Source organism: Micromonospora sp. NPDC049891 (assembly GCF_040660295.1).
Lineage (GTDB): Bacteria > Actinomycetota > Actinomycetes > Mycobacteriales > Micromonosporaceae > Micromonospora.
On the sequence record NZ_JBFAML010000007.1, the window covers coordinates 31,302 to 48,816 of the forward strand.

The 17,515-nt window shown below is 73.2% G+C and carries 16 protein-coding genes and 1 riboswitch; of the genes, 11 read left to right on the plus strand and 5 right to left on the minus strand.

The window, feature by feature from the left end; translation table 11 throughout:
• Positions 1-56: 56 nt before the first annotated feature.
• Positions 57-1,790: a glycoside hydrolase family 3 N-terminal domain-containing protein gene (locus AB0I71_RS11430; RefSeq protein ID WP_357583437.1), complete on the minus strand. Its 1,734-nt coding sequence runs from the start codon at positions 1,788-1,790 to the stop codon at positions 57-59.
• 87 nt (positions 1,791-1,877) lie between these two features.
• Complete coding sequence (locus AB0I71_RS11435) at positions 1,878-2,369, minus strand: DUF3145 domain-containing protein (protein WP_210940138.1); 492 nt, start codon at positions 2,367-2,369, stop codon at positions 1,878-1,880.
• Positions 2,370-2,674: 305 nt separating this feature from the next.
• On the opposite strand from AB0I71_RS11435, the gene AB0I71_RS11440 reads away from it, so the two are divergent.
• A complete protein-coding gene (locus tag AB0I71_RS11440) occupies positions 2,675-3,004 on the plus strand; it encodes a hypothetical protein (RefSeq protein ID WP_204006014.1) in 330 nt (109 codons plus the stop codon).
• 91 nt (positions 3,005-3,095) lie between these two features.
• Here AB0I71_RS11440 and AB0I71_RS11445 read toward each other — a convergent pair whose 3' ends face one another.
• On the minus strand, positions 3,096-3,749 hold the full coding sequence (locus AB0I71_RS11445) for a carbonic anhydrase (protein WP_357583440.1): 654 nt from the start codon (positions 3,747-3,749) through the stop codon (positions 3,096-3,098).
• Between the two features lie 148 nt (positions 3,750-3,897).
• On the opposite strand from AB0I71_RS11445, the gene AB0I71_RS11450 reads away from it, so the two are divergent.
• From AB0I71_RS11450 to AB0I71_RS11475, 6 genes are all read left to right on the plus strand, one after another.
• On the plus strand, positions 3,898-4,821 hold the full coding sequence (locus AB0I71_RS11450; protein ID WP_357583442.1) for an alpha/beta hydrolase: 924 nt from the start codon (positions 3,898-3,900) through the stop codon (positions 4,819-4,821).
• A 133-nt stretch (positions 4,822-4,954) separates the two neighbouring features.
• Complete coding sequence (locus AB0I71_RS11455) at positions 4,955-7,069, plus strand: AAA family ATPase (protein WP_357583444.1); 2,115 nt, start codon at positions 4,955-4,957, stop codon at positions 7,067-7,069.
• Between the two features lie 94 nt (positions 7,070-7,163).
• Entirely contained in the window at positions 7,164-8,081 is a 918-nt protein-coding gene (locus tag AB0I71_RS11460) for a cation diffusion facilitator family transporter (protein WP_357583446.1), read from the plus strand.
• Positions 8,082-8,232: 151 nt separating this feature from the next.
• Positions 8,233-8,364, plus strand: a riboswitch (cyclic di-AMP (ydaO/yuaA leader).
• Between the two features lie 4 nt (positions 8,365-8,368).
• Complete coding sequence (locus tag AB0I71_RS11465) at positions 8,369-9,472, plus strand: hypothetical protein (RefSeq protein ID WP_357583448.1); 1,104 nt, start codon at positions 8,369-8,371, stop codon at positions 9,470-9,472.
• Between the two features lie 165 nt (positions 9,473-9,637).
• Positions 9,638-10,663 (plus strand): PfkB family carbohydrate kinase, encoded by a 1,026-nt coding sequence (locus AB0I71_RS11470; RefSeq protein ID WP_357583451.1) that lies wholly within the window; start codon positions 9,638-9,640, stop codon positions 10,661-10,663.
• On the plus strand, positions 10,660-11,484 hold the full coding sequence (locus AB0I71_RS11475) for a 5'/3'-nucleotidase SurE (protein ID WP_357583453.1): 825 nt from the start codon (positions 10,660-10,662) through the stop codon (positions 11,482-11,484). The genes AB0I71_RS11470 and AB0I71_RS11475 overlap by 4 nt, the downstream gene beginning before the upstream one ends.
• A 10-nt stretch (positions 11,485-11,494) precedes the next feature.
• On the opposite strand, the gene AB0I71_RS11480 is transcribed toward AB0I71_RS11475, so the two are convergent.
• The gene (locus tag AB0I71_RS11480; RefSeq protein ID WP_099850669.1) at positions 11,495-11,860 is read right to left on the minus strand and encodes an STAS domain-containing protein; all 366 of its coding nucleotides are present in this window, start codon (positions 11,858-11,860) and stop codon (positions 11,495-11,497) included.
• A gap of 337 nt (positions 11,861-12,197) precedes the next feature.
• Here AB0I71_RS11480 and AB0I71_RS11485 point away from each other — a divergent pair, with 337 nt between their 5' ends.
• The 4 genes from AB0I71_RS11485 to AB0I71_RS11500 all read left to right on the plus strand — a co-directional run bounded on the left by AB0I71_RS11485 (position 12,198) and on the right by AB0I71_RS11500 (position 14,543).
• Positions 12,198-12,344, plus strand: coding sequence for a hypothetical protein (locus AB0I71_RS11485; protein ID WP_357583455.1), 147 nt, complete (start codon positions 12,198-12,200; stop codon positions 12,342-12,344).
• A 167-nt stretch (positions 12,345-12,511) separates the two neighbouring features.
• The gene (locus AB0I71_RS11490) at positions 12,512-12,925 is read left to right on the plus strand and encodes a hypothetical protein (RefSeq protein ID WP_357583457.1); all 414 of its coding nucleotides are present in this window, start codon (positions 12,512-12,514) and stop codon (positions 12,923-12,925) included.
• Positions 12,926-13,232: 307 nt separating this feature from the next.
• Positions 13,233-13,922, plus strand: coding sequence for a BON domain-containing protein (locus AB0I71_RS11495; RefSeq protein WP_357583459.1), 690 nt, complete (start codon positions 13,233-13,235; stop codon positions 13,920-13,922).
• A gap of 75 nt (positions 13,923-13,997) precedes the next feature.
• On the plus strand, positions 13,998-14,543 hold the full coding sequence (locus AB0I71_RS11500) for a DsbA family protein (RefSeq protein ID WP_357583815.1): 546 nt from the start codon (positions 13,998-14,000) through the stop codon (positions 14,541-14,543).
• A 33-nt stretch (positions 14,544-14,576) separates the two neighbouring features.
• Here the strand turns inward: AB0I71_RS11500 and AB0I71_RS11505 are convergent, their stop codons facing one another.
• Positions 14,577-17,504 (minus strand): LuxR C-terminal-related transcriptional regulator, encoded by a 2,928-nt coding sequence (locus tag AB0I71_RS11505; protein WP_357583461.1) that lies wholly within the window; start codon positions 17,502-17,504, stop codon positions 14,577-14,579.
• Between the last annotated feature and the right edge of the window lie 11 nt (positions 17,505-17,515).

Below are 17,515 nucleotides of genomic sequence, written 5' to 3' on the forward strand. Positions count from 1 at the left end.
GTCCAGAGATCAACCATTGCCGCTAACCTCATGATCAACTGCACCCGAGGGGTGGGTCAGTTGGTGCAGGTGGTGGGGGGTAGGGCGGGGACCTTGACCGGGGAGCGGCCGGTCGGGCGGGTCTTGCCGGCGAGTACGTCGGCGAGCGCGGTCATCGAGGCACGGCTGGATGAGTAGGTGGCCAGCAGGGTGGCCGACTTCGCCGACGCCAGCACGTACGGGGTGTCCATGGCCACGGTGACGGCCGCGTCGGACCGCAGATCCTTCGCACCGTCGCCGTAGCCGACCAGGTGGACGACCGTGCCACCGCTCGGTACCACCTTCAGTCCGGCCGAGGTCAACGCCTCGGTCAACGCCGCTCGGGTGTGCGCCCGCCCGCCCGACGAGGTGACGGTGACCGGGCCACGGACGCCCGTGGTGTCGCATCGGCCGCGCAGCACGGTCACCGCGCCGGCGGCCAGCGCCTTGGCCGCCTCCCGGTGCGCCGGTGCGCCGAGCGTGGACAGTTTCGGCGCGGGTGCGTCGCCCAGGGTGAACTTCATGGTCAGCACGCGGGTGGCCGCCTCGACCAGCCGGTTCCGGGGCAGTGTGCCGTCGCGCAACGCGGTCAGCAGCCCCTCGTACGCCTGCCCGACGTGCGGAGGCATCAGGATCAGGTCGTTGCCGGCCTTCAGCGCCCGCACCGCCGCCTCGCCGGGCTCGAAGCGACGGGCCGGCGGCATGTTCATCCCGTCGGTGATCACCACGCCCTGGAAACCGAGTTCCCCGCGCAGCACCTCGGTGAGCAGCTTGTACGAGAAGGTGGCGGCCACCCCCGGGTCGACCGAGCGGACGTCGAGGTGGGCCGACATCACGGCCAGCGCGCCGGCCTCGATGCCGGCGGTGAACGGCGGCCACGCCTCGGCGGCCAGCTTGCCGCGGGACTGACCGAGCCGGGGCAGATCCTTGTGCGAGTCGACGGCGCTGTGGCCGTGACCCGGGAAGTGCTTGAGAGTGGCCGCCACCCCGGCGGTCTGCAGCCCGCGTACCGCGCCACCGACCTGGTCGGCGGCCCGCTGCGGATCCGAGCCGAACGAGCGGGACCCGATCACCGTGCTGCGGGTCACCAGCACGTCGGCCACCGGCGCGAAGTCGACGTTGATGCCCATGGCGGCCAGCTCGGTGCCGGCGGCACGCCAGGCGGCCTCGGTCAGGTCCGGGTCACCGGCGGCTCCGGCACCGAGCGCACTGGGCAGCATGGTGACCCCGTCGGTGATCCGGGTGACCACCCCGTACTCCTGGTCGGTGCCGATCAGGAAGGGCGCCGCGCCCGCGGGTAGCTTCCCGGCGGCCTCGCGCAGTCCGGTGGTCAGCTCGCGAACCTGCTTCGGGTTGTCGACGTTCGTGGTCTCCTGGTTGGCCTGGGTGGGGTCGTCCGCGCTGAAGCCCACCAGGATCAGGCCGCCGAGCCGGTACTTCTCGACCATCTCGGCCGGCGTGTCCACCCCGGCCAGCGCCCGGTTGCCGGCCGCCGAACCGGAGGACACCTTCGTCGCCTGGTCGCCGTAGGCGTACGGCATCAGCACCTGGCCGACCAGGTCCTCGTCGGCGAGTTCGGCGACGAGCGCGGCCGCCAGGGTGGCCGGGTCCTCGGGCGGGGCGCTCGACGGCGGCGCCGGCTCCGTCACCGGGGTCGAGGCGGGTCCCGCACCGGGACGCTGGCCGGCCCCGGAGCAGCCGGTGACGAGCAGCGCGGTCACCAGGACGAGCGCGGCGGCGACGCGCCGAGGGGTAGTCGACACGCGGACCATCCCACCAGTTCACCGCGTACCGGGCAACTCGACCTCCGCCCGGCCGGCCGGCGGGGCCGCCGACGTCCCCGGTCGGGCCGGGGTCGGCTAACCGACCCGGGTGAGCAGGGTCACCGGCGCGCCGTCCCCGGCGTGACGGTACGGCTCCAGTTCGGCGTCCCAGGCGGTGCCGAGCGCCTTGTCGAGGGCGTGCGCGAGGGCCTCCGGCGCCCGCGCGCCGGCCATGATGCTGCGTAGCCGGTCCTCGCCGAGCTGGATGTCGCCGGCGGCGCCCACCGTCGCCCGGAACAGGCCCCGGCCCGGCACGTGCATGAAGCGTTCACCGTCGACGCCCGGACTGGGCTCCTCGGTGACCTCGAAACGGATCATGGGCCACTGCCGGAGGGCAGCGGCCAGCTCGGCACCCGTTCCCGGGCTACCGGACCACCCGCACTCGGCCCGGCGGGCGCCGGGATCGACGGGCTGAGCCGTCCACTGAAGGTTGACCGGCGCGGCGAGGACGCGCGCGATCGCCCACTCGACGTGTGAGCACACGGCGAGCGGGGTCGAGTGGACGTATACGACGCCACGCGTTGGCACGGTGACCTCCCGGAGTGCGAGGTGCGTCTTCCCCTACGACCTCGCCCGATCCGGGCTTGTGGAACACATGATGACTGCTGTGACGGATGGTACGCCAGGGAATCGGAAAATCCGCCGCCCGGAATACCCGGACAGGTGACCGCGGTTCCACCTCGTGACGCCGCGATGACCAGCCGGCATCGTGGGTCGTGTACAGTTCCATCGGCGGCCTGTGCCGCGTAAGCCTCCGCGGGTCTCGCCTCTGACGGCGCCCGCAACAGCCCCCGGACGTTCCGTCCTCCGTACGTCTTGCAAGGAGTACCTCCGTGGCGAGCAACACCTCTAAGACCGCGCGCGCGTCAGTCCGGGCCGGCCAGGCTGGCCAGGGTGGCGCCCTCAGCGTGCTGGGCGAGTTCAAGTACGTGATTCCGCTCAACGGCGGCAAGCACGCCTACGTGCGGAACCTCACCAACGGCAAGACGGCGCACCTGCGCACCGACTCCGAGGCCTTCATCGAGGAGATCCGGGTGCTGGCCGCCGCCGGCCACGCCGCCAAGATCCGGGCCGAGCTCAACGGTCTCAACGCCGCCCACCCGGGTGACGGCTGGGACGCCACCGAGAAGCGCCTGGTCGAGGCCGGCGTCTTCGAGGCCTGATCGGCCGAGGGCAGCACGCCCTCTCCGTAGCATCTGTGAACGCCCGTCGGGTCGCACCCGGCGGGCGTTCGCCGTCCCGGCTCCGCGCGATTCACCTTCCCGGCGGGTCGAGCAGGGCTACCTCGCCGGTGGCGAGGTCGTAGAGGGCACCGGTGACGGCGACCCGGCCTGCGGTGACCGGCGGCGCCAGCCGTGGATCGGCGCGCAGCGTGGTCACCGTGCGGGCCACGTGCCGGCGGACCGCCACGGGCAGCACCTGCGGATCGTCCACCCCCACCTCGGCGACCGCGGGCGCGATCCGGTCGACCAGATGGGCCAGTGAGCCCGGCGGACGTCGGCCGGTGCGCAGCGCGTCGACCGTCGCCTGCACCGCGCCGCAGCGCTCGTGCCCCAGCACCATCACCAGCGGTACGCCAAGCACCTCGACCACGTATTCGATCGAGCCCAGCACCGCCCGGTCCAGCACGTGCCCCCCGGTGCGGATCACGCAGATCGAGCCGAAGGTCTGGTCGAAGATCGCCTCCAACGGCACCCGCGAGTCGATACAGCCCAGCACCACGGCGTACGGCTGCTGGTCGCCGGAGGCGGTCGCGGCCGCCGCGGTCACGTCGTGGCCGTGCACCGGCTGCCCGCTGACGAAGCGCCGGTTGCCGGCGAGCAGCTCGGCCAGGGCCGCGCCCGGCGTGCCCCCGCGCGCCTGGCCGGCGAGCGCGGAGCCGGCGGGTACTCCACCCGTGGATGCCATGTGCTCAGCCTGGCCGGGCCGGTGCCCGGGCGGAGCCGATCGACGAGATCTTCTCAACACCCCGGTTGGCGTGTTGTCATGACGGGTAGCCGGTGTTACCACCGGGTATCCCCGGTGTTACGCATCCGTGCGCCGTGGGGAGGTGGCGATGCCGGAGCCGACCGAGGTACGGCTGGGCGACGACGTACGCCTGCACGTGGAGACCGTCGGCCCGTCCGACGCCGATGTGACAGCCGTGCTGCTGCACGGCTGGACCCTGGACGGGCGCAGTTGGCACCGGCAACGTGCCGCCCTCCAGGAGATGTTCGGCTCGGTCCGGGTGGTCACCTACGACGCGCGTGGGCACGGCCGGTCGAGCTGTATGGCCCTGCCCACGGCCACCCTGGCCCAACTGGGCGACGACCTGGCCGCGGTGCTGGACACGGTGGCGCCCACCGGGCCGGTGGTGCTTGTCGGCCACTCGATGGGTGGCATGACGATCATGGAGTACGCGCACCGCCACCCGGACCATTTCTCGCGCCGCACCGCCGGCCTGGTCTTCGTCTCCACCACCGCCGAGGGGCACACCCACACCGTCTACGGCCTTTCTCCCCGGATCGCCCGGATCATCCGGCTGGCCGAGACCACCGGGGCCGGGGTCCTCGCCCGCTGTGGCGCCTGGCGACCGCCTCGGGCCCTGCTGCGCGCGCTACGTCCGAGCATCCGTTGGATGCTCTTCGGCGACCGTTGCGACCCCACGGACATCCGACTGGTCACCTCGGCGGTGGCCCGCGCCACGCTGCGGTCGATCGGCGGGTTCCGGGCCTCCATCGGCACTCAGCACCGGCTGGCCACGCTTGCCGCGCTGGCTCACCTGCCGGCGGCGGCGCTGGTCGGCGACCGGGACCGGCTCACCCCGCCGCCGTGCGCGGAGTCGATCGCCGCCGCCCTTCCGGCCACCGAGTTGACCGTCTGCCCCGGTGCCGGGCACATGCTGATGATGGAACGGCCCGAGGAGGTCAACGCCGCCCTGGTCGGCGTGTTGCGCCGCGTCCTGGAGGCCCTCCCGGGCCGGCAGCGCGTCGACGGCTGACCGCCACCCGCTCCGGTCAGGGTGCCCGTGCGCCGGGTCCGTCGCAGGTCGGCGAAGATCCGGGAGAAACGCCCGGGGACGCGGGGCGTAATCTCGTGCGGTTGGCCGGGCGGCGTCACGAGGAGAGCGAGCGGTGGATCAGAGCACCCTGGATCAGGAGATCGCCGCCGAGCAACGGCATCTCGACCGGGTGTACGCGCGACTGGCCGAGCTGCGCCGATCCGCCGTTCGCGCGGAGCGGGACGGCTACCGGCTCGCCCGGGTCGGCAACTTCGGTGCGCTTGTCGAGCGCGACGCGATGGTCTTCCACGCCGCGCAGCGACGCCATCTTCTCGACGCCGAGTACGAGGGGCTGGTCTTCGGCCGGCTCGACCTGCGGGACGGGCAGACCCTGTATGTCGGGCGACTCGGGATCCGCGACGAGGACGCCACCACGCTTGTGGTGGACTGGCGGGCCCCGGCCGCCGCCGCGTTCTACCAGGCGACCCCGGCGGAGCCGCTCGGCGTCGTCCGGCGCCGGACGATCCAGTCCAGCGGTGAGCGGGTCACCCGGATCGAGGACGACCTGCTGGACCCGGACGCCGCCCCACCGGACATGCCGGTGGTCGGCGACGGTGCGCTGCTGGCCACCCTGTCCCGCACCACCGGTCGCGGCATGCGCGACATCGTGGCCACCATCCAGCGCGAGCAGGACGAGGCGATCCGCTCCCCCGGCTCGGGGGTGACCCTCGTCTCCGGCGGTCCGGGCACCGGCAAGACCGCGGTGGCGCTGCATCGCGCGGCGTACCTGCTCTACGCCGACCGCAGCCGGTACGCCGGAGGCGGCATCCTGGTGATCGGCCCCTCCTCGGTGTTCGTCGAGTACATCGCCTCGGTGCTGCCGTCGCTGGGCGAGGACACCGCCACCCTGCATTCGCTGGGCAGTCTCTTCCCCGGGGTGGTGGCCACCCGCACCGACCCGCCCGAGGTGGCGGCCGTCAAGGGTTCGCTGCGGATGCGCCGGGTGTTGGAGCGGGCGGCCCGGGACGCGGTGCCCGACTCCCCCACCGAGCTGCGCCTGCTGTACCGGGGCACGCTGCTGCGGCTGGAGCGGGCCGAGCTGGACGCCATCCGGGATCGCGCGCTGCCCCGTGGCGCGCGCCGCAACGAGGTGCGTCGGGCCGGCTTCGACGGCGTGCTCGCCGCCCTTTGGTCGCAGGCCCGCCGACTCGGCATCGGCGGGCTGCCGGAGCAGCGTGCCTTCGAGGACGAGCTGATCGACCGGACGGACTTCCGCGACTTCCTGAAGGCGTGGTGGCCACGGCTGCATCCGCGGCACGTGCTCGCCTGGTTGGCCGATCCGCAGCGGCTGCGCCGGTACGGCGGGGGCCTGCTCTCCGGTGCCGAGATCCGGCTGCTCGGTGCGGCCTACCAGGGGCTCGCCACGGAGGGCCTGTCCGTGGCCGACGTCGCGCTGCTCGACGAGTTGGACGCGCTGCTCGGTAAGCCGATGCGCCCCGCTCGACGGAAGCGGGACCCGTACCAGCTGGCCGGCGGGGTACGTGAGCTGAGCACCTTCGCCGACCGGCAGCGTGCCGCCCGGCAGGCGGCCAGGGAACGTCCCGAGGACTACCGCGACTACGCCCACCTGGTGGTCGACGAGTCCCAGGACGTCTCACCGATGCAGTGGCGGATGGTCGGCCGACGCGGGCGGCTGGCCTCCTGGACGGTGGTGGGTGACCCGGCACAGACCGCGTGGACGGGGGATCCGCAGGAGTTGGCCCGGGCCCGCGACCAGGCGCTCGGACGCCGTCGGCGGCACCGGTTCACCCTCACCACGAACTACCGCAACTCGGCGGAGATCTTCGCGGTGGCGGCGGCCGAGATCCGGCGAGCGTACCCGGATCTCGCGTTGCCCACCGCGGTCCGTTCCACCGGGATCGATCCGGTCCAGCTCGTGGTGCCACCGCCGGAGTTGGAGACCACGGTCGTGACGGCTGCCAGCGCTCTGCTCGGCGAGGTCGAGGGCACCGTTGGCGTGATCACCCCGGTGCCCCGTCGGGACCAGGTCGCAGCCTGGCTGGGGGCGGTCGGCGGGGAGCGGTTGCAGGTGGTTACCAGCCTGGAGGCCAAGGGCATGGAGTACGACGGCGTGGTGCTTGTCGCCCCTGGCGAGATCCGGGCGGAGCCGGGCTCCGGCGTCCGTACCCTCTACGTCGCCCTGTCCCGGGCCACCCAGCGGTTGACCACCATCGACCCGACCGGTTGAGACCGGAGCGCCGCGAGCCCACCCCGACGATTGCGTACATAGCGATGTTGGCATAGATCCTTCCCCGGCCCGACCGACGACGCAAGGTGTCTGGGTGGGCGCCGGTCATGACCACCACCACGCTGCGGTGTCGAACGCCGCGCACCGCCACGTCGGCCGGTTGTGGGCTGCGTTCGCCCTGCTCAGCGTGCTGATGGTGATCGAGGCGGCAACCGCTCTGCGGACCGGTTCGCTGGCCCTGCTCTCCGACGCCGGGCACATGTTCACCGACGTACTCGGCATCGGGATGGCCCTCGCGGCCGTGGCCGCCACCCGGCGGGCCGACACCGATCCGCAACGCACCTTCGGGCTCTACCGGCTGGAGGTGCTCGCGGCCCTGGCCAATGCGGTACTGCTCTCCGGCGTCGCGGTGTACGTGCTTGTCGAGGCGGTACGCCGGTTTGGTGATCCGCCCGAGGTGCTCGCCGGCCCGGTACTCGTGGTGGCGGCACTCGGCCTGCTCGCCAACATCGCCGCGTTCGCTCTCCTGCGCCCGGGGGCGCGGGAGAGCATCAACCTGCGCGGTGCCTACCTGGAGGTGCTGGCGGACCTGCTCGGCTCGCTGGGCGTGATCGCGGCCGCCCTGCTGATCACCGTGACCGACTGGTGGTGGGCCGACCCACTGGTCGCGGTGGCGATCGCCACGTTCATCCTGCCCCGGACGTGGCGCCTGGGCCGGGCGGCGGTGCGCATCCTGGTCCAGGCCGCGCCGGAACATCTTCAGGTCACCGCGGTGCACGACCGGCTCGCCGCGGTACCCGGGGTGGCCGGTGTTCACGACCTGCACGTCTGGACGTTGACCTCCGGGATGGAGGTCGCCTCGGCGCACCTGACCGTCGCCCCCGGCGCCGACGTCGCCGCCGTGCTGGCGGCGGCCCACTCGGCGCTGCATGAGGACTTCCAGATCGAGCACGCGACCCTCCAGATAGAGCCGCGACCGGATCCTGGGGGCTGTGGGGCTACGCGGTGGTGACGGAAGCAATCCAGGAAAAGGACCTATTGTCCGTTTTGGTCTGTTCTACTAGTCAACAACTGAACACCAGGAGTAACAGCAGCTGCACCGGTCACATGGGCACCGGTAGGCTCGGACCCGGCCTCCGCCAGGCGGCACCCACCGGTGCCGGCGGCGGCCGCCGCCTAATCGCCCGCCAGGGCGAACCGGGGAACCATGTTCCTGGGGTGTATCCGCGTCAGCGGTAGGGATCTTCCGTCCCGAACCCGTCAGCTAACCCGGTCGGCGGCTGACGGAAGGACATGTGCATGCCAGCAGTGGCAACGGTAAGACCGGCCGCCCGTACGGCGGCCCTGATCGCGGCCGCGCTCGCCCTCACCCTCGGCGTCGCGCTGGCCCCCTTCACCCCAGCCGCCGCCGCACCGCAACCGTTGCGGGCGGCAGCCCCGGGCGATGTGGACGACGAGGGTGGCACCCCGGCACTCCGGGCCCAACTGGAGGCCGCCAGCAAGGGCTACCTCGACGCCAAGACCGCGCTCGACCGCTCGGTGAAGCGTCAGAAGCAGCTTGCCGAGCAGCTCAAGACGACCGAGAGCCAGGTCGCCGAGCGCGGCACCAAGGTCGCCCAGATCGCCGCGCAGGCGTACCGCACCGGGCGGTTGGGCGCCGCGTCGGCACTGCTCAACAGCGGGTCACCGGCGGGCTTCATGGACCGGGCGGCGGCGCTGGACGCGGTGGCCGCCAACGAGGACCGCGCGCTACGTGAGCTCCAGAACGCCCGGGACGAGGTCAGCGCCACCAAGCAGGCCCTGGACGTGGAGATCCAGGAGCAGCGCAAGCAGGTGGCCGTGATGGCCAAGCGCAAGGATCAGGCCGAGCGGGCGTTGACCGTGGCCATCGAGCGGGACGAGGCGGCCGAGCGGGCCGAGGCCGCCGAGCGGGCAGCCCGGTCACCGTCGCGCAGTGGCGGGTCGAGCCCCACCGCCAAGCCTGCTCCCCGCAACTCCGACGGGTCGTGGCCGTCGGAGTCGTGCAGCGTCAACGACCCCACCCCAGCCAACGGCTGCATCACCCCGCGCACCCTGCACGCGCTCAAGCAGGCCAAGTCGGCCGGCTTCACCCGGTACGTCTCCTGCTACCGCTCCGGCGGCTCAGGCGAGCACCCGAAGGGGCGGGCCTGCGACTTCGCGGCCCAGAAGAACGGCTTCGGCGGGGACGCGACCGGCGGCGACCGGACCTACGGCAACAACCTGGCGGCGTACTTCGTGAACAACGCCGACCGGCTCGCCGTGCTCTACGTGATCTGGTACAGGCAGATCTGGCTGCCCAGCAGCGGCTGGAAGTCGTACAGCGGCGCCCGGGGTGACCCGTCCAGCGACCACACCAACCACGTGCACCTGTCGGTGTACTGAGTTCCTCGTCGCGCCGGGTGAACCGCTCTTCACGAGCGGTTCACCCGGCGTCGCGTTTCCACAGTTCGTCGGCCGGGCACCGTGCCGTCGACGCGCGCTGACGCGTCCCCTTCGTTACCGTCGTACCAGGAAGCGGACATTTATCCGCTAACGGGAGGAACGCGCATGGTCGACCGCAACGAGCCAACCACCGGATTCGGCGACGCCGCGGACAGCGGGCACGTCATGATCTTCGCACCGACCCCGCTGCTGACCGTCACCATCGATCAGCCGAGCGACGCGCCGGAGCTGCACCTGCACCCGGGCGGGCAGGGGGTCTGGCAGGCCCGGATGGTGCTGTCACTCGGCGTCGACGTGGTGCTCTGCGCGGCGCTCGGCGGCGAGGTCGGGCAGGTACTGGAGCCGTTGCTGGTCAGCGAGGGGGTCGACCTCAAGGTGGTGGCCCGCGACTCCGGCGGTACCGGCGGGTATGTGCACGACCGCCGCGAGGGCACCCGCCGGGAGGTCGTCGACGTGACCGGCCAGCCGTTGAGCCGGCACGAACTCGACGAGTTGTACAACCTCGCGCTCGGCGAGGGACTGCGCGCGCCGGTGAGCGTGTTGAGCGGCCCGAACCATCCGTCGCTGGTTCCCGCCGACCTCTACCGGCGCTTCGCCGCCGATCTCGGCGCCAACGGCGGCCGGGTGGTGGTGGACCTCTGTGGCGAGCACCTCACCGCCGTCCTGGAGAGCGGCGTCTTCTTCCTCAAGGTCAGCCACGAGGAGCTGCTCGCCGACGGGCGGGCGGACGGCGACGACGAGGAGCAGCTCACCCGGGCGATGTACGACCTGCACGCCTCCGGCGCCGAGAACGTGGTGGTCAGCCGGGCCGACAAGCCCGCGTTGGCGCTTGTCGACGGCGAGGTGTTCGAGGTGCTGATGCCGCGACTGGAGGCGGCCGACCCGCGCGGGGCGGGTGACTCGATGACCGCGGGTGTGGCCGCCGTGGTGGCCCGGGGTGGCGATGTCCGCACGGCGATCCGTACCGGCGCGGCGGCCGGCGCGCTGAACGTCACCCGACACGGCCTCGGCACCGGCCGACTCGACTCGATCAACGGCCTGGTCGACCGGGTCAAACTGGAACCGGCCGGCAGCCGCCCACAGGAGCGGACCACCCCCGACGAACTGGCGCAGCGGGCGGGTGGCCGATGACGCTACGGGTGCTGATCACCAACGACGACGGGATCGCCGCGCCGGGCATCCAGGCGCTGGCCCGGGCGGCCGTCGACCGGGGCCTGGACGTGGTGGTGGCTGCCCCGCTGGAGGAGGCGAGCGGCACCAGCGCCGCGATGAGCGCCATCGAGCAGGACGGGCAGGTGGTGGTCCGCGAGCATCCGCTGCCGGAACTCGACGGGGTGCCGGCGTTCGGTGTCGGCGGCTCGCCCGGGTTCATCGCCCTCATCGCCGTGCACGGTGCCTTCGGACCGCCGCCGTCGGTGCTGCTGTCGGGAATCAACAGGGGCGCCAACGCGGGGCGCGCGGTGCTGCACTCCGGCACCGTCGGTGCCGCCTTCACCGCCGCGGCGAACGGCTGCCGGGCGATGGCGGTGTCGCTGGACGTGCTCTCCGTCGGCGAGGCCACCGCGGCCAGCGGCGGCGCCGCGGTGGCGGCCGCCGCCCGGGTACGCGACGCGGAACGGAACTGGGCCACCGCCGCCCGGGTCGCCCTGGATCTGCTGCCCCGGCTGACCGCCGGGCCGACGGAGAGCGTCCTCAACGTCAACTCGCCGGATCTGCCGCTGGGTCGACTGCGTGGGGTACGCCAGGCCACCCTGGCGACCTTCGGCCAGGTGCAGATGACGGTCGCCGAATCCGGGCACGGCTTCGTGCGTACCTCGCTGGAGGAGCCGGGCCAGGCGGTGCAGCCCGGTACGGACCTGGCGCTGCTCGCCGACGGCTACGCCTCGGTGACCGCCGTCCGGGCGGTCACCGAGGTGAGCGACGTGGATCTGTCCGGCCTCGACGGCGGCTGACCCGAGACGGTCAGGCCCCGGGAAGCACCTCGGGAGCCGTGGCGGCCCCGGCGTAGTAGGGCTCGGGTGCGCCGAAGAGGCCGAGCAGGCCGGTCACCCAGAGCTGCCGGTGCACGAACCGGCTCGGCTCGGTGACGACCAGCTTCACCCCGCTGACCTCGGCGGTCTGGAAGCCGGCGACCATGGCGCTGATGCCGACCGAGTCGATGAAGGTGACCAGCCGCATGTTGAGCTCGATCCGGGCCGGACGCCCCTTGGCCAGCACCTCGGCGATGGCCTCTTTAACCTCGTACGCGGTGTCGACGTCGATCTCGCCCCGAGGGGCGATCTCGATGACACCACCGGGCCGAACCGTCTGCAGGATCGACAGGCTCACGCGAGCACCTCCACTCGCCCGTACGACGGGCGCCTCATCAGTACGCGGGCCGCGACCGACAGTATTCCTTCAACGGCCTCGGTCGCCACCCCTCGGGATGAGCAATTCACGGACTCGGGCACGGCAAATCGCCCTTATCCGAACTTTATTGGTCTTTTCTCCCGGCACTCGGCACTGCCGACGCCGCCGAACCAGGGTAGCGGGCCGGTGCCAGCGCCGTCGTTTCCCCGCTCTGCCGGCGTGCCCCACGAAACCCGGCCTGACCTGCGCTCGGCGAGCGCCAGTGGCATGGTGTGCCTAGCATCACGGGTGACCCTTACAACGGGAGGACCACATCATGCTCCGCAGACTCGCCGCGCTCGCCGGTGTCAGTGCCCTGCTCGCCCTCGTGCTGGCCTGCGGTTTCGGCGGCGGTGACGGTGACGACGACGATGACGACGACGACTTCGCCCGCGCGGCGGTGGTGGCGGTCGTCGCCCGCTGACCCTGGACCGGGGCCTCGGACCCCGCTCCGGTCCGTGCCGAGAGCGTCGGTGGTTTGCGGCCGGGCCGGTGCGGGCACAGCCTCGAATGCGAGCCGCCACCGGCCGGACAACGCCGCCGACAGCTGATGCGTGCACCGGCTCCGGCACTGTCGAGGAGGGAACCATCATGTTCGGAACACATCTGCTGGAGCGCCGCAGCAAGCCGGAGCGGATCGCGGACCAGGCGTGGCAGCACCTCGTCTCGGCGGTGAACAACGCCGGCGACAGCATCCGCGACACCGCCCGCACCGCCCGGCACAGTTCCGCGGGCTTCGCCGGCGACGCCGGTGACCTGGTCGAGTCGGCCGCTGAGGAGGCCCGCCACCGCGCCAGCCGCGCCTTCGACGCGCTCGCCGGACGCCGGCCGGCGCTGCCCTGGACGTTGCTGATCGGCGCCGCACTCGTCGGTGCCGCGGTCGGCTGGGCGGCCGGCACCGCCGCACGCGCCGCCGGAAGCCGTGACCGGGCCCTGGACGACATCGAGTTCGTCGACGTGGACCGGCCCGACTCCCCCGCCGACCCGGCCAACCCCGCCAACTGACGCTCTCCGTGACGACGGGCCCCACCGACCGATGAGGTCGGGCGGGGCCCGTCGCGCTGCACCCACCGAGGCACCTCACCGCCACCAGGGCCACCCGAACCTTGCCGCCTCGGCGGCCGTGTCGTTGCTGATCAGCCGGCTGCCGCGCCGCGCGGCCCTGATCACCTCTCGTCCGATCCGGGTGAGGCCGATTCACCCGGACCGTCACCAGGCTCGGTCACGGCGGACCTGGTTGCCGACCCGCGCCCAGCGGCGCGGTCGTGCCGGCGCGCCGGTTCGCGCCATCCAGGTGAGAAGGGAGCGACCGATGGCCAGCATCTCGATGATCAACCGCACCGACCAGGACATCCGGTCCGCGGTGCTTGACGAACTCGACTGGGAGCCCCGGGTCCGACCGCACGAGATCGGAGTGATCGTCACCGAGGGCGTGGTGACGTTGACCGGGCGGGTCGACAGCTACGCCAAGAAATGGGCGGCCGAGCGCGCCGCACACCGGGTCACCCAGGTACGGGCGGTCGCCAACGACCTCGCGGTGCGGCTGGTCACCGGCGCTGAACGCACCGACCCGGAGATCGCCGCCGCGGTCCAGCACGCGCTGCAGTGGCAGGCGTTCGTCCCTGTCGACGCGCTCGACGTGACGGTCTCCCAGGGCTGGGTCACCCTGCACGGCGAGGTCGAGTGGGAGTACCAGCGCCGGGCCGCCGAGCAGGCCATCGGCCAGTTGACCGGTGTCCGTGGGGTCAGCAACGGCATGACAGTCCGACCGCCGGTACGCCCGGACGGCGCCCTCCTGGCCCGGCGCATCGTCGACGCGCTGGCCCGCAACCGCGCCACCGACGCCGAACAGGTGACGGTACGCGTACACGGCGACACGGTGCTGCTCGGCGGGTTGGTGCACTCGATGCCCGAACGCGCCGAGGTGGAACGGGTCGTCTGGTCCGCCCCCGGCATCCGTGAGGTGCAGAACCACATCGCGGTCGCCCCGGTGCTGCGCTGAGCCGGCGGAACCACCCGGGTCGGGTGAGCCGCGCTCACCCGACCCGGTCCGAGGCTGGGGGGTATGACCGATCGGCTGACCACGCCCCTGCAGGTCACTGCGCGACTCCGCACACCCGTCACGGAGCACGACCACATCCGCGGTCCGCTGAACGCACCGGTGACGATCGTCGAGTACGGCGACTTCCAGTGCCCCTTCTGCGGCCTCGCCCACGCCAACCTGACGGAGGTGCTACGGCAACGCGGCGACACGGTCCGTCACGTCTACCGTCACTTCCCGATCACCAACATGCACCCGTACGCCGAGCGGGCCGCCGAGGCCGCCGAGGCCGCCGGAGAGCGCGGCCGGTTCTGGGAGATGCACGACTGGCTCTACGAACACCAGGATCAGTTGGATCCGGTACACCTGACGCTCGGTGTCGAGCAGCTCGGCCTGCCCGTCGACGAGGTGGAGGCGGAGATAGCACGGCACGCCCACACCGACCGGATCCGGCAGGACTTCGTCGGCGCGATCCGCAGCGGGGTGGACGCCACCCCCACCCTCTTCGTCAACGACATCCGGCACGACGGGGACTTCGACCCGTCCACCCTCCTCGCCGCCGTCGACGCCGCCACCCCCTGACCCGAGTCGGTCGGGGGTCGCGGGGTGGGGCGGTCAGATGAGACGGAGTTGGCGGGCGCGGCGGACAGCGTCGCGACGGCGGGTGGCGTCGAGCTTGCGGTAGATGTTGCGTACGTGGGTCTTGACGGTGTTGACGGAGACCGAGAGTTCGGCGGCGATCTCCACGTTGGACAGGATGCTCTGCAGATAGCGCAGGATCGTCAGCTCCCGTTCGGTGAGCGGCTCGTCCAGCGGCGCCATCGCCGCGTCGGCGGTGCCCGTACCGCCCGCCAGCCCGGCCGGCGTGTCGGCGGCGCGCACCAGGTCACTCACCAGTGACCAGTGGGCGGTGCCGGAGTCGAGGTGGGCGGCGAGCAGTTCCCGCAGCCCCGGCTCAGCCCGGCGGAACGGGCGACGGTAGCCCTCCGGTGCGGCCAGGTCGAGGGCCTGCTCCAGCGTCCGGCCCGCCCGGCGGTCGTCACCGGCCCGCACGGCCAGCACCGTGGCCAGCAGCGCGGCGTCGAGGCGTACCGGCAGCGGCCAGTCGGCGGTCGGTGCGGCGGTCCAGTCCGGCAGCAGGCGGTCGGCGGCACGTGGGTCACCGGCCCGCAGCTCGGTCCGGGCCGCCGCGACGGCCAGCGACGCCGCCGCGCCGGTCACCGGGTCCGTCGGCCGGTCACCGGCCAGTTCCCGGGCGGTCTGCACGTCGCCCCGGGCACTGTGCAGGTCCAGCTCGGCGGCGCGCAGCCACGAGCCCAGCTCACCGCCACGCCCGCCCCACCCGGCGCGAGCCTCCACCAGCAGCCGGTGGCCGGCGCTGAACTCCCCCTCGTCGTGGCGCAGGTACGCGCGGCACCAACCGGCGACCGCGTCGGCCACCGGTTCGCCGCCGGCCGGCGCGGCCAGCCCCAGCTGCGCCTCGGCCTCCGCCGGCTGGTCCCGGTGCAGCGCCACGACCGCCAGCGCCAGGTGCGCGTACCCGCAGTCGAGCAGCGCCGCCCAGCCCTGGCAGGGTGGCAGGGCCAACGCCGCCCGGGCCGCCTCCTCGGCGGCACGCAACTCCCCACGCAGCGCCGTCACCAGGGACCACCGGCTGGCACAGACCAGCTCGGTGCGCGGGCGTGCCGCCGTCCGGGCGGCCGCCAGCGCTCCCGCGAGGCCGGTGGCCGCCCCGGCCAGATCACCGTCGTCCAGGGCGAGCAGGGCCAGCGCGGTGCCGGCCACGGCCCGCACGTCGGCGTCCTCGTCGGCATGGCCCCGCGTCCCCGCGACACCACTGCCGGCCACCATCGCCCCGCCCGCCACCGCTGCCGGGCCAGCAACCCCGGGCGGCGACGATCCCACGCCGGCCGCCGCCGGGCCAGCAACCCCGGTCGGCACTCCCGCGCCGGCTGACAGCGCTGGTGGGCCAGCGCGGCCGGTCGGCGGCCCGGCGGGGGGCGCGACGGTGCGGGCGGTCGGCGGATCGTCGGCCGTCTGCTCGCCACCGGTGGCGAGCAGACGGGCGGCGGCGGAGCGTACGGTCTGCGGGTCGCCGGCCAGCCGGGCCAGGGTGAGTTCGACAGCGGCGACCAGCCGACCGAACCGGGACCGGCGCGGTTGCGGCAGCCGCCGGGCGTGCCCGGTGGCCAGCCGCAGATACGCCACAGCCGCCTCGGTGTCGCCGTCGAGAGCCCGTTCGGCGGCGCAGGCCAGCGCGAGTTCGGGGTCGCGTTCCACCGCCTCCGGCGGTGGTGGCGCGGGCGTCGGTCCGGTGCCGGCCGGCTGCTCGTAGGGCACCAGTTCCGGCCACCGGATCACGAACAGGTCGGTGGCGGCCGTCCAGTCGCCGGCGGCGAGCGCGTGGCGCAACGCGTCGGCCGGCCGGCCGTTGCCGGCGTACCAACCGGCCGCCCGCAGGTGCAGGTCGCGCAGCTCTTCCGCGGGCAGCCGGACCAGTTCCCGGTGCAGCAGGTCGGCCAGGAGCGGATGGCACCGGTACCAGACCGGCCGGCCGCCGTCGTGGTGGAGCAGGCCGCTGCCGTCGGCGAGCGCGTTCAGGCGTTCCTCGGCGTCCGGGTCGTCGCTGAGCGCGGCGGCGAGACCGGCGCAGACGGCGTCGACGATCGCCGCGCGGCGCAGCAGCTCACGGTCCGGCGGCTCCAGCCCGGCCAGTGGTTCCGCCCGCAGATAGCCGGCGATCTCCGGCTGGTCGGCACCGAGGTCGGCGATCCACCGCTCCGGGTCCGGTTGGTCGCGCAGGGCGAGCGCGGCGATCCGCAGCACGGCCGCCCAACCCCCGGTCCGCTGCCGCAGCCGGGCCACGGCGGCAGCCGGCACCACCACCCCGTGCGCGGTGAGCAGGTCAGCGATCTCGTCGCCGGTGAACGCCAGGTCGTCCGGGCCGATCTCGGTCAACTCACCGGCCAGCCGCAGCCGGTGCACCGCCAGCGGCGGCCCGGTCCGCCCCGCCGCCACCAACCGAAGCCGCTGTTCACTGTGGCGCAGCAGAAATTCCAGCCCGGCCAGTGCCGCCGGATCGGTGATCCGGTGCAGGTCGTCCACGACCAGCACCACAGGCCGTTCCCGGGCGGCCAGGGCGGCGGCGAGGATCTCCAACTCGTCCGGACGCGGTGCCCGGTCGGGCAGTGGAGTCTCCGCCGGGTCGACGACGGAACGCAGCGCGGCGCCGAGGTACGACCAGAGACGGTCCGGGTCGTCACCCACCTCGACCGATACCCAGGCCGGCGCCGGGGCCTGCGGGTCGCCGTCCTGCCGGGTCCGCTGCCAACTGGCGAGCAGGGTGGTCTTGCCCCACCCCGCAGGTGCCCGGAGCAGAGTGGCCGGGCGGGTCACCGCCTCGTCGAGCAACCGGGCCAGCCGGGGCCGTAGGACCGTCGGTTCGGGCGGCACGGCGGGCGTCAGCCGGGAAGCCAGCAGGGGCGGGCCGCCCGGCGTACGGACCGCCGCGTCGACCCGGACGGTGCTGCGGTCATCCGGCATCCGGCCCACCC